Source organism: Planktothrix sp. PCC 11201 (genome assembly GCF_900009135.1).
Taxonomy (GTDB): Bacteria; Cyanobacteriota; Cyanobacteriia; order Cyanobacteriales; family Microcoleaceae; genus Planktothrix.
Window position 1 is genome coordinate 766,584 of the sequence record NZ_LT797688.1, and the last position, 12,763, is coordinate 779,346.

Below are 12,763 nucleotides of genomic sequence, written 5' to 3' on the forward strand. Positions count from 1 at the left end.
ACACTGTATAAATGCACACCTAATTTTAAAGCCAGTTGGACTGGGAATAAATTCAAGCAATAGGGAGTTTAATCCGTTAATTGTGCTACCGCTTGTTGATCTTTAACATTGATAAAATAATGTAAAAATCATGAATCATTAGATGCAATTTACCAGATATTGTGTTAACCCTAGCATCTACCTAAAGATAGACTTATTTTTTAAATCCAAAATTTATCAGTATCAAAAACTCATAAAAAATGCAGTAGAGATCAATAATTATCTATCTCTACTGCATTTTAGATTGATATTATAAATATTCTCTCTAGCTAACGGAAACATCCACAACGGTTTGATCATGACCCATTGAATCAACTGGATTAACCTCTGTTGCTTTCTGGGTTTGTTTGCGACGGTTTAACCCTTCAATCAATAATTGAGATACTTCGGTCACTAAAATTGTAGCAATAATCCCATCATCTAACCATCCAACAATGGGCAGAAAGTCGGGAGAAATATCTAGGGGACTCACCAAGTAAATTAAACTTCCTAAAATTACAACCCAACGATATTTCGTATTCCGTAGCGTCACACGATACCAATTATAAAAAGATTGAATCAGATTTTTCATTTTACAGTTCCAATATTGCCTACCTGTATCTAAGATGACAAATCCTATGGGGATTGAGAAGTGTAGAAAACCCTGTAGGGTGGTAGGGATGTTCCACCCCTGTTATTTCCGTAATCCTTGGGTGTTCAGATGTTCTATCCTAGGTAAACAAGGCTTGTACCTTTGTGGCCCAATCAACCTTTAATTTTCGTTGAGCATTTCCCCCATTCAATGCAATTTCTACCCAACCATGGGAACCCACTAAGGCGACAAAGTGACCCAAGGGGACATCGCCATAGGTTTGACCCGTACCAATCAGGTAGGACGAACCGGAAAGAATTTGCTGTTGGGAATTGAGGTTTTTTTTGAATTTCTTTTGCTTTTTTTTATTCAATTTTTTACTTTTCTTATTTTTGGCTTTACTAATCGCCACATACCAATTTTTATCAGCTACTAATTCCCTGGGAATATTGGTGACTAAATTTCCAAATCCATCAATATATTGAATACATCCCTGTATTTTTAAATCATGGACTTGACAAGGCGGTAAAGATAACCTGACTAAAGTTTTGGGATCAATTATGGTTCCCAGTTGTTCCAGGGGAACACCGGATGCTAAATGAGCGCCAACCGAAGCAAAAATATCTCGACCTTGAAAGGTTGTACTCGGTTTAGCAGTACGCCAATATTCGGGATGATTTAATTCAACCGCAATTAAGTTGTTGCGATTTATCTCCTCCATTTCACAAGTTAAAAAAGGTTCTAAAATTCCCGTCAATAATCCATTATCCGGCCCCACCAAATAATTGTTATTAAATTGAATTGCGATCGCCCTTCTTTGGGTTCCCACCCCAGGATCAACAACAGCAACATGAACTGTTCCTTCCGAAAAATAGGAATAAGCATTCATTAAACAAAATCGACCATTGGCAATATTTTGAGGTGGGATTTCATGGGTTAAGTCAATGATATTAATTCGAGGATTAATTTGACTAATCACCCCTTTCATTACCGCGACATAAACATCTTTTAAACCAAAATCTGTTAAAAGTGTTATAATTTTATTATCCTGATTCATTATCAATGTTATTAATTAATTGAATTAAAAATGAACAGTCAATGGCAAAATTTTCTAAAAAATATCGGAGAATGGCAAGGGTCTTTCGCTCAATTATCACCCCAAGGAGAATTGATCACTGATATTCCCAGTCATCTCACCCTAGAAAGTTTCAATGACAATCAAACGGCACGACTGACCCTAAAACGATTTTATCCTAATTCTGATCCCACTGCTCCACCGGAAGTTAAAGAATTAGTCCGAGAATATCAATCTCTGGGACGAGATCTTTTATTTTTTGAGAATGGTGCCTTTTCTCAAGGAACAATTCAACTGTCTCCCGTTTCACAATCTGGTGCAGAATTTGGATTTATTTATGAAAATCAACGGTTACGTTTAGTAGAACTATTCAACACCGATGGTCAGTTAGAAAGTTTAACATTAATTCGAGAAAAACGTCGGGGAACTGATATCGTTAAATATCCTCCCTTTACCATTGAGGCGTTATTAGGAGAATGGCGAGGAGAAGCAATGACCATTTATCCTGATTTACGTTCTCCTGAATCTTATTCAACTCGAATGCAGTTACAATTAGATAATGATCATCAACTTCAGCAAAATCTAACTTTTGGAGTTCAGGAAACTAAAATATCCTCAAAAGCAAGAATTGATGGGTCTATTCTTTATTTTGATCAAGGAAAAAACCCCGTTAAAGTAATATTATTACCCGATGGGGCTTCCGCGACAATTCCTGAGAAAGTAGAGTTAGGGAAACCCTGCTTTTTTGAGGCGGGTTGGTTAATTAGACCGAATCTTAGACAGCGCTTAATTCGTCAATATAATGGCAAAGGAGAATGGGTGAGTTTAACCTTAGTTACTGAACAAAAACAATCCTAGGAGTGAGTTTTTCCCACCCTAAACCCGATTAAATTATCGGGTTTAAAGTTAGAGGGCGAGAAGACCTCGCCCCTACGGAATTTTTAGCCTTTGACACAGAGAATTTGTTTCAAAGTTGCCACAACTTCAACTAAATCTGATTGTTGTTTCATGACTTCATCAATGGATTTATAAGCACCCGGAATTTCATCAATAATTCCTGTATCTTTCCGACATTCAACTCCTTTAGTTTGTTGAACTAAATCATCTAAAGTAAAGGTTTTTTTGGCTTTAGTTCGAGACATTAAGCGCCCCGCTCCATGGGAACAGCTACAGTAACTATCATGATTTCCCTTGCCTTTCACAATAAAGGATTTTGCCCCCATTGAACCAGGAATAATCCCATAATCCTGTTCTGCTGCGCGGACAGCACCTTTACGAGTTACATAAACTTCCTCGCCAAAATGCAGTTCTTTTTCAGAATAATTATGATGACAATTAACTTCTAATAAGGCTTGAGTTGGTTTACCACCCGCCACGGCTGTTTCCACAATTCGTTTAAACCGTGCCATCATAATATCTCGGTTAAATCGAGCGTAATGTTGCGCCCATTGTAAATCATTCCAATAGGCTGCAAATTCAGAAGTTCCTGATACAAAATAAGCTAAATCTGGATCGGGAAGTTTAAGTTCTGCTAATTTTGCTAGGTTTTTTGCGGTGTCAATATGATTCTGGGCTAACATATTTCCAATATGTCGAGAACCGGAATGTAACATTAACCAAACGTTGTTTTCTTCATCTAAACACAGTTCAATAAAATGATTACCACCTCCTAAAGATCCCATTTGTTTAATCGCTTTTGATTCTAAGTTTTGAACTTTAGAATGCAGGTCTTTAAATTCTCGCCATCCTTGCCAATTGGTGACAGCTTTTTCAATATGTTTATTTTGATCAAACCCCACCGGAATTGTTGCTTCAATTTCCTGGCGAATTTTTTTGAGTTTCCCCTCCACTTGTTCAGCAATAAAAGGTAATTTGATCGCACACATTCCGCAACCAATATCGACCCCCACAGCCGCCGGAATAATGGCTTCTTTTGTGGCAATTACAGAACCGACTAATGCCCCTTTTCCTAAGTGAACATCGGGCATTAAAGCAACGTGCTTGAAGACAAAGGGCAAAGAAGCGACGTTTTTCGCCATTTGGGTTTCTGCTGAACCTAAATCGTGATTCGCCCAAGATAGGACGGGTTTAGGGGTAGAAAGATTTAACGTTTCGTAAGGCATAAGAATTTTATGGGGTATCTAAATATCAATCTATGTCAAGCATATTACATTTATACTACACTGTCAAGAGGAGTGCGGATTTATACTAGGGTTAAGCTGGGTGAACTAGAAACGAGGTTTCTAGTTTGACTTACAAGATGAATCAGATTGTAGGGGCGGGTTCTGTAATAATTTTTGTTTCCCACTAATAACTTTTATAAACCCGCCCCCTAGGAGTCATAATATATTTAATCCCAAAATTAAGTTAAACTAAAATCTCCTATGTATTCAACTAACCCTGAAATTGAATTTAAGCAGATTCAGAATATTGATCATCCTGATTTTGAGACTGCGATCGCACTTTATGAAGAAACATTTCTATCTCCAGAACGAATTCCAACGCCTTGGATACGGGAAGCAATTTTAACTCAAAAAACTCAACTCTGGTTGGGTTATTTTCAACAAGAATTTGCCTTGATATCAATTTTATATCCCCTGCCTGGTTCTAACTTTATCTTATTAGCTTATTTAGCAACAATCCCCCATTTAAGAAATATTAAAATCGGTTCTCAATTTTTGAATTATCTGATAGATTTAGTTAAAAAAGAGTCGAAAACCTTAGTCTTAGAAGTTGAACATCCTGATTTTGGAGATCATCGAGAATTAAAGCAGCGTAGAATTGCCTTTTATAAACGGTTGGGTGCAAAAGAATTACAAGATATTATTTATATTTTACCTGCTTTAGATGGAACTCAAACTACAGAAATGATCTTGATGATTATTGATGATAATAATTCGGAAAAGATCCAAAAAACTGTTGTTCAACAGTTAGTTAGAGAGTTATATATAGAAATATATCATCTTGATTCTGATGAACCTATTTTTAACTGGATTGAGGATATTCAGGACGATATTGCTTTGATTTGAAGCAACCACAAAGATACGAATAAAGCCGGAGTCAGGGGATTTGGGTATACCTGATGCCAAATTCTACTAAAATTTAACGATTCATTTGACGAGTAGCAAGATCAATTTTTTTAACAAAATAATCCTCTCGATATTTTAACTGTTGTGCTAATCCTAATCCTTGTTGGAAGGCGGCGATCGCAGATTGATAGGCTTTTTGTGATAAATAAATATCTCCTATTTGATCATAAGCATTCATCATTCCATAATAATTATAAGCCTGTTGATTGACTAAAACTTGGGCTTGGTAAATGTCTAAAGCGGTTTTAATTTGATTTTGAGACCGATAGAGTTTACCCAGTCTCCCTAATGCTTCACTAGCATTATCAAACTGTTGAATTGAAGTAGCAATACTGTAGGCCTCTTGATAAGTTAATCCCGCTTGTTCAAATTGTTCTAATTTTTCATAATTCCAACCAATACCTAACTTAATTTCTGGAATTGGCAATAAATTTTGCTGATTTGCATAATATCCAGCCAGTCTTTCTTTAACAGAAATAGCCTTTAAATATTCTCCTGTTTGTTCATAAATAAAAGCCAACTGTTGTAGCGATCGCACTTCACTGGGTGGGGGTGTGGGGTTGGGATTTTCCGGTGTAGCTGGTTGGGTTGGCGGCGGTAGTACATCCCCTTTAATGGCGCGGATTTCCTGTTGTAATTCTAGCAATTTTTCATAGGTTTGGGCGGCGTTGGGATAGTCTAACCACATCATATAAATTTGAGCAATTTCATTAAAATATTGTTCTTGGGCTAAACTATCTTGACTTTGATTTGCCGTTTCTAATAATTGTTGATATAGGCTTAAAGCTGAATTTTTAGCCCTAATATTCTTAAATGCTAATCCCAAGGATTCCCATAATTGAAGATCATTAATCTTTTCCTTGTTAAGTTTTTGTGAAATTTGATCAAGACGTTCTGTGATAAATTTTATATATAATCTTTGACTATTATTCCAAGCAATTAACCCGACTCGATTTAAAGCTGCAATTTCTTGAGACAATCCAAAATAACGACGAATTCTCAACTCTCGGTTCCATAATTCAAACGCACCTGGAATATTTCCCGCCACTAATAATCCTGTAGCTTCCGCATTGAGTTTAACTAATTCAGGTTCTAATATTTGCTGTTGACTTTGACCTAAAACTTGACCGTCAGGGGGAGGAGAAGGGAGTAAAGGATCGGATTCTTTACTGAATAATGGGTTAGGAGAAAAATCATCTAATAAAGGTTTTTCTGGTTCGGGTTGTTTTGGCTTTTGGGCGATCGCAACTCTAGTATTTCCTAAACTAGACAAGATTACAATAACAGCTATTAAAATAATATTTACTGTCTGCATAGTCAGTTTTTTTAGGTTGATCATAAAATTAATAGCGCAGAATTTAAAATAGAATCTATTTATTATTCTATAACTATTTTCAACTGTTTGTAAACAGTCCAATCAGTTATTTTAGGATTTCGTCCTACAAATTGACCATAAGTTCTTTCTTTTTGCCAAGTTTCTTCCCGATAATTTAAGGGAGGAGAATCAGGAGGATTTGGCTTTTGATAATTTTTCCATTTACGCTCAATAGCGGCTTTAAAATCGTCTTTTTTTACTTTTTCTCCAAGGGCTTCTGAAAGTTTTTGCCAAAATTTATTACCAGCATCTCCACGAAAATAGTCTAAGGAGTAGCCTGAATCATTAGCTATTTGTTGATAAGTTTTATCCTGCCAAGAACCACGAAAAATGATCGTTTCTACATCACTCACATAACGCTGAAATTTATCATAAAAACTTTTATTTGCGACTTCTAAAGCTTCATCTTCACTTAAGTTACTGAATTGAGATTCCATAAGATTAAACACTCCTACCTGACTTAACCTGACTTGACCTGACTTCTCATTATATCAGATGTTCAAAGCCCTGACTTGAACCGTATCGACTGTTTTAACAAGCTAAGAGAGCATAGGGTTATTGGTTTATGGGTTCAGTTTTAGTTCACTTTGTTGCACGAACAGGATTGATCTCAAACTGAGTAATTTAACCCTAATAAATCAAGCATTCTGGAAATATACGAGTAAGCACAGTTGGCCGACGAGCTTCTCATCCCACTTAAGATTGAGAGGTAATCTGTGATGAAACGTCTTTCTTTGACTAAAATCTTACTCCTTGTGAGTTTAATGCTTCATGGTGTTAACTTAATCGGTAAAATTTTGCCTTATAATCAACCTGCTTTTGCTTCTCCAGATCCTTTTGAAGTTAAGGTTAATCATAATTGTCCAGATGGTAATACAGGAGGAACAAAGTAGTTTGTAATTCTAACTAGATTTGCCTAGATTATAGGCAATCTAGCTTAGTTTTATAAAATCATTATTGTTTAACTTTCTGCTTTGCTAATTCTTGCCATTCTTTGATTTCTGGCTGATCATCTGGAGCAGAATAAGTTAAACATTTTTGCCATTTTTCCTGTGCTGATTCTTGTTCAGCTTCTAATACTTGTGCCATTAAACAGTAAGGTGGTGCTAGATTTAAGTTTAAGTTAATTGCCTGTTTTAGAGATTGTTTCGCAGCCGATAATTGTCCTGATTTTAATTGTGACCAGCCTAAATTTTTGTAGAGATTATGTTTGGTTTTAATCTCAGAATTAGGATTAATTTTTAAACTGGTCTCAATTAAAGTAATAGCTTGATTGTAATTACCTGTTAAAATTTCTAAACGAGCTAAATTATTGTAAGATTTGTCTAAATTCCCTATATCAATAGCTTTTTTATATTCATTTTTGGCTGAACCTAATTGTTCTTGATTGTCATAAATTAATCCTAAGTTATGATGAGCCGAAACAGATTTATTATTGAAAAATAAGGCTAAACGATATTGCCATAAAGCACTATTATAATTGGATTGGTTAAATGCTTGTAAACCACTCTCATTAAGTTGTCTAGAAATTTGAGGTGATAATAAAGATAAAATTAGAGAGGTTACAACTAAAAAGGTAGCTATAGGAATTGTATTTAATAAAAATTTTTGTTTTTGAATTAAAAAGAAATAATGCCAATAATTTTGGTGTTTTATTAGCTCTAAAATTTGATTAATATTTTCGTTTTTTTCTTGTTCTATCGCGTCTAAGTATTGTAAAATAATTGATGTATTCTGAGGACGTTTACCCGGATATTCTTCGATCATATAGTTAATTAATTTTGCTAAAGATTGAAATTCATCTTTAAGTGTGTTTTTGGCAAAATCTTCAGGATTATTTCCTGTTAATAAACTCACAAAAGTGCGCCCTAATGCAAAAAAATCTGATTGAGGAAAACATAAACCTGTAAATTCTTGTTCTGGTGGTGTATATAGGGGAGATACAATTTTTGTACCAGATTCATTTTTACCCATCTTAATTAAATAAGTTGTTGTCATTTGTCTAACAGCACCAAAGTCAATTAAAACTAAAGTTCCATCAGACTTTAAGATAATATTTTCTGGTTTAATATCTCGGTGTATCAGTTTCTCTTGATGAATTATAGCAATAGTTTTTGTTAATTGCTTTAACCAATTTAGAGCTATTATTATATTAGGGATTTTTTGATTTTTTTCTAACCACTGTTGTAAATTTTCTCCAGTAACTTTTTCCATTACTAAACAATGTAATGGTGTTAAATAACCTTCTGGGGTAATGGTAAAGTAATCATAACCTTTAGGGATACCAGGATGAGCTAATTTTTGTAATACTTTTGCTTCTTGTTTAAACAGAGAAATGATTTTATTTTGATCTTTTTCTGGATAATATTGAAATTTATGCTGCTGGAGTATTTTTAATACTTTATGTTCTTGATCTTGGAGATCATAGACTTCCCACACTTCTCCAAATCCTCCTGTTCCTAAAAGACAGATCACTTGATATCTATGATTAATTATTTGTCCTATTTCCATGATTAATCACACCTGATAAATAACTAATATTGATTTGGAAATATCCTAAACCAGAACTTGAATCCAGTTTGAATAATAAATCTTGTAATTGAGTATATAAATCTTCAGAACAGTTTAAATTAATAAGTTTGTCTATAATTTTGTTCGATAGTTTAGGATTAATTAAGTTGTTATTAGGATTAGGATAAACTAAAGGATGAGTCCTCAATAATCCTATATTTTGCCAATTTTTGGTTTTGATCACTGCTATAATATTAGCGCAAAACTTTTCTACAAATAAATTACTAACATATTTCTTAATAAATGGAGGTAGGCTATAAGTTATTTCTGTATTATTAGCATCTTGAATTAAGAGCGATCGCCGTTTGAGTGATTTCATCGTATCAAGAATATCTGTCCCTGATAAATAGTGATCAAAAACTTGTTTTAACTGTTCTTGGGACAAATTTTCAGTAACAATAGCCAGGAAATAAATAATATCTATTTCCTGTGATGATAGTTTGGTAAATGCCTGGATAATATAGTTACTAATAACATCACTTACTAGGAGTGAACTTTGTTTAAAATATTGTAAAATATTCCCATTAAATTCTTGTTTAATATCCTGTGCTACTAGGTTAAGAACTCCAGGGTGATAACTATAACGTCTGATTAAATTAGTTAAAACTTGAGTATCTTTACCCAATCCTTGATGTTCAAAAATCTGGAGAGCAGAGGCTGGATCTAATCCCTTTAAATCCCACAAATAAACTGGGATTTGTTGAGATAATAACATTTCAAATTGTATCGGTTTTTCTTGACTTATAAATAACCCACAACTTTGATGAGATGTTTTAGCTATTTGGCTTAATAACTCTCCATACTCTTGATATTCCTGGCGGTAATAACCTGCTAAATTTTCTGATTTTAAAAGTTCTTCCCAATTATCTAATATAAGTAAACAACGATGGTTACGAAAATAATCAATAATTGGTTTTATATCTTCAGTAAAATTTGTAGATTGTTCGGTTAAATCATGCCAAAATAAAGAAAAAGGCTTAGGATTAGATAAAGTTTTATAAATAATACACTCAAACTGATCTGTGATTTGCTCTAAAAGATTTACGATGAAAGTTGTTTTACCAATTCCAGCCATTCCCGATAGTAGAATAACTTTTGTTTGTTTATTACTCAGCCATTCCAATAACTGATTTAACTCAGTTTTTCGCCCATAGAATATAGACTGATGGGGAAGTTCATCTAAATTAGATTTTAAGGAAAAATTATCAGATTGTGGAGGTAGCTGCTCAGTCATTTCTTGAATTTCTTGCCAATCCAAATCCAGAATAGCACAATAAATTTTGAATGCAGTCTCATTCACAGGTTTTCTTATAGATTTTGAAGCAAATCTATTCCAAGTTCCCCAAGAAATATTCTTTACAAAAAGTTCACCAGATTCAATAAAATTTTTAATATTATCCAGTAAAGTATATTTTGATGATTTAATTATTTCTCTCTTAATTTCTGCTATTTTTGCTATTTTTTGTGCTTCGGTTTGATTTTTAGCACCTTCACAATAAAAAATCTGTTCAAAATCTTTTAACCACTCACGAGCATTGTTACCCAAATTATGGGCTGCTTGATATTGTTGAATGTACTTAAAACAAGCTGCTACTAAAGGTCTAGTATCCTTCTGACTAACATTCCATTTTTTAGTTTCAATAGCCTCTCTGATTTTTTTCTGTCCTTCTTCAGATGCCATCAAGGTTTGACCTGTCATGGTTAGTTTAGGTTAATTGTCAAGATCAGTTGAGATCAGTAATTAATTGATCTTAGCAGATCGTGACATCCAAAGTAGCTTTTGAGATGATGGCAGTGTAGTTAAGCCAAACGAGGAACTGAGTTATGGCAGCCTGGTCAAGAGCGATATACCATCGTCAAAACGGAAGATATTACAAATACAAAGAATCTGGCTCGAATAAAGGCATTTTGGATGCTGATTCGGCGGACGCACTTGAAAAAGGAAATCCCAAATACCATGATCACTTTTTTAAAAGAAGTGGTACTTGGTATGTGCAAACGAAAGTAGAGAATCGGCATCTTTTTGAAGAAATTAGTCCCAATATTAGCGGAGTTGAGCAAGTATCATCGGGTGAATATTTAGACTATTTATTTGATGAAATAAAAAGACTTGATTAGTTCATAATATCTTGTCATTAGGCAAGAAGAAGCCTGGCTCCAAATTTGTCAAAATATGGGGAATTTTAAGAGATATATGATCTATCAAATTCCTGATTATTAATGAACAAAAATTATCACCTGACATAGTGAGAGGAAGAATCATGGTTGACCAGATCACAAGCAATGAATCTCTGTATGTAGTTCGTGATCTTATTGCCCCCATTGCCAATATCAATTTTTTTATCAAGCTGGGTGATTCGGGCGTGAACTACAGCGACGAAGAATTGGCTGGTATTATTAAGGCAGACAATTATGCTAAAACCAAACAAAAAATTCAGGAATTTGCAGTCCGATGTGAAGAACGTTTAGAAAGTTTCAAGCAGCGTCTCCGAGAAACAGAAGCTGAACTTGAAGCAGCACAACATCGTGCAGATGCTAACCGCCCTGGTTCTCCACCAGGTGAAATGTTTTTGGATCGCACTGACCATAATGCTGTTGCTCGTCACAACGCCAAAGTAAATGAGTATAACAATAAAGTCGATTTGCATCGGCGTTTAGTCGATCAAATGATGCGATCAAAAGAACGGTATGAAGATGCACTAGAGCGCTTTAAAGAGAAGAAAGCCGAAGTTGAAGAACAAGTGCGCGAAAAGACGGAGGAACTTAAACCGGCTCTTGACAGTGATATGGCTGCTTTTTTGGGCAAGCTTCAGCAGTTGGTGTTTGATTGTTTTCATAATAAGGCATTGATCTTCGAACCCTTTGTTTTGTTGTTTATGGCGAAGAAAGCCTATGTGTTTTTGTACGATCGCATTGAAAACAATAGCGATCGCAATACAGCAAGCAATACATTCCGTCAGTTGAATGGTGAACTTGAAACATTAGTTGAAAAGTATTCCGACGAGCTTAAGCAAGCCTTTACTGAAATTGTGAAGTATCTGTATGAATGTTTTTGCGAGAATGAAGCAATTTTTGACTCCATGCAAAAGCAACTTGAGCAGTTGCCTTATGATATATGCAATTCCAATGATGATTCTGCCCATTCACTGACATCACTTGTAGTTGATACAAACTTCCAATACAAAGACATTATCGATCCTAATGAATTAGCGCGTGTAGAAGCCCGTATCCGAGATCGTCAACAGCAGTTTAAAAATAATATTACTGAGATCGATACATTCACTAATCAGATGACCGAAACCTTCGATACGATTGCTGAAGTGCTTGCCGATAGCAAAACTAAACTTCAACTAATCCGTCAAAACAAAGAAACTCGTATGGGCGAAGCATTTGACTATTCGCGCTTTGTATTAGGTGTGTTTTATGAAGAAGTACAAGATGAATACCTTAAACAACAAAAAACTTTACTAGAAGCGATGCAATTGGAAATTGAAACCGCCTTGGGAATAAACCTCACAAAGTTAATCAAAACCATTTTAGACACAGAATTACTTTCTGTTTCAGCAGCACAAGCCATTGATAGCAATACCAGCTTTGCCTTTTTGGAATATCGCCAAAAGCTCCAGAAAAAGCGACAAGAGTTTACGGGTGGGATCAGGACACTCGATGACCAGTTGCAAGAAATTTCAAAGTTGCCACAGGAAAAATCAGAAGATTTTGCTAAACAAATGTCAAATTTGTTGGTTATTTCTGTGTTTCCACTAGCAAATTTAGGGACTTTATTTCCTGTGTATCAAGCCCTGACAAAATTTACACCGGCTTTGGGAAGTGGTCATCCAGTTTATGAAGAATTGCGAGAAAAAACGAAGAGCAAACTGCAAGGTTTTGCGATTGCTCATGCTCTCATTGCTATTCTAATTGGTAGCGTGGCTTTTGCTGTTAAAAATGACCAAAAGCCTTTTATTTTAGGAGGTGCAGCAGTCTATACTGTATCTGGCGGTGTCCTCTTTCTACAAAAGAAACAACTGACTAACCTCTAAAAA

General features: G+C 34.9%; 12 protein-coding genes. 5 read left to right on the top strand and 7 right to left on the bottom strand.

Annotation, left to right across the window (positions count from 1 at the left end; genetic code table 11):
* Positions 1-304: 304 nt before the first annotated feature.
* Entirely contained in the window at positions 305-610 is a 306-nt protein-coding gene (locus PL11201_RS04060; protein WP_079677305.1) for a YkvA family protein, read from the bottom strand.
* Positions 611-749: 139 nt separating this feature from the next.
* Positions 750-1,667, bottom strand: coding sequence for an SAM hydrolase/SAM-dependent halogenase family protein (locus PL11201_RS04065; protein WP_079677306.1), 918 nt, complete (start codon positions 1,665-1,667; stop codon positions 750-752).
* Positions 1,668-1,697: 30 nt separating this feature from the next.
* Between PL11201_RS04065 and PL11201_RS04070 the strand changes: the two genes are divergently transcribed.
* Positions 1,698-2,543: a DUF3598 family protein gene (locus tag PL11201_RS04070; protein WP_079677307.1), complete on the top strand. Its 846-nt coding sequence runs from the start codon at positions 1,698-1,700 to the stop codon at positions 2,541-2,543.
* Positions 2,544-2,626: 83 nt separating this feature from the next.
* On the opposite strand, the gene PL11201_RS04075 is transcribed toward PL11201_RS04070, so the two are convergent.
* A complete protein-coding gene (locus PL11201_RS04075) occupies positions 2,627-3,808 on the bottom strand; it encodes an RtcB family protein (protein ID WP_079677308.1) in 1,182 nt (393 codons plus the stop codon).
* A gap of 261 nt (positions 3,809-4,069) precedes the next feature.
* On the opposite strand from PL11201_RS04075, the gene PL11201_RS04080 reads away from it, so the two are divergent.
* A complete protein-coding gene (locus PL11201_RS04080; RefSeq protein WP_079677309.1) occupies positions 4,070-4,714 on the top strand; it encodes an N-acetyltransferase in 645 nt (214 codons plus the stop codon).
* Between the two features lie 73 nt (positions 4,715-4,787).
* On the opposite strand, the gene PL11201_RS04085 is transcribed toward PL11201_RS04080, so the two are convergent.
* Positions 4,788-6,089 carry a tetratricopeptide repeat protein gene (locus PL11201_RS04085; RefSeq protein WP_079677310.1) on the bottom strand — a complete coding sequence of 434 codons (1,302 nt, stop codon included), beginning with the start codon at positions 6,087-6,089 and terminating at the stop codon, positions 4,788-4,790.
* Between the two features lie 62 nt (positions 6,090-6,151).
* Positions 6,152-6,586: a hypothetical protein gene (locus PL11201_RS04090; RefSeq protein ID WP_079677311.1), complete on the bottom strand. Its 435-nt coding sequence runs from the start codon at positions 6,584-6,586 to the stop codon at positions 6,152-6,154.
* A gap of 282 nt (positions 6,587-6,868) precedes the next feature.
* Between PL11201_RS04090 and PL11201_RS26400 the strand changes: the two genes are divergently transcribed.
* The gene (locus PL11201_RS26400) at positions 6,869-7,042 is read left to right on the top strand and encodes a hypothetical protein (RefSeq protein ID WP_159451510.1); all 174 of its coding nucleotides are present in this window, start codon (positions 6,869-6,871) and stop codon (positions 7,040-7,042) included.
* Between the two features lie 61 nt (positions 7,043-7,103).
* On the opposite strand, the gene PL11201_RS04095 is transcribed toward PL11201_RS26400, so the two are convergent.
* Together PL11201_RS04095 and PL11201_RS04100 are read right to left on the bottom strand one after the other, a co-directional pair.
* Positions 7,104-8,660, bottom strand: a complete 1,557-nt coding sequence (locus PL11201_RS04095) for a serine/threonine-protein kinase (RefSeq protein ID WP_079677312.1) — start codon at positions 8,658-8,660, stop codon at positions 7,104-7,106.
* The gene (locus tag PL11201_RS04100; protein WP_079677313.1) at positions 8,638-10,419 is read right to left on the bottom strand and encodes an NB-ARC domain-containing protein; all 1,782 of its coding nucleotides are present in this window, start codon (positions 10,417-10,419) and stop codon (positions 8,638-8,640) included. Before PL11201_RS04100 ends, PL11201_RS04095 begins: the two co-directional genes overlap by 23 nt.
* A 125-nt stretch (positions 10,420-10,544) precedes the next feature.
* Between PL11201_RS04100 and PL11201_RS04105 the strand changes: the two genes are divergently transcribed.
* On the top strand, positions 10,545-10,838 hold the full coding sequence (locus PL11201_RS04105; protein WP_079677314.1) for a hypothetical protein: 294 nt from the start codon (positions 10,545-10,547) through the stop codon (positions 10,836-10,838).
* A 143-nt stretch (positions 10,839-10,981) separates the two neighbouring features.
* Positions 10,982-12,760 carry a coiled-coil domain-containing protein gene (locus PL11201_RS04110; protein WP_079677315.1) on the top strand — a complete coding sequence of 593 codons (1,779 nt, stop codon included), beginning with the start codon at positions 10,982-10,984 and terminating at the stop codon, positions 12,758-12,760.
* Positions 12,761-12,763 lie beyond the last annotated feature (3 nt).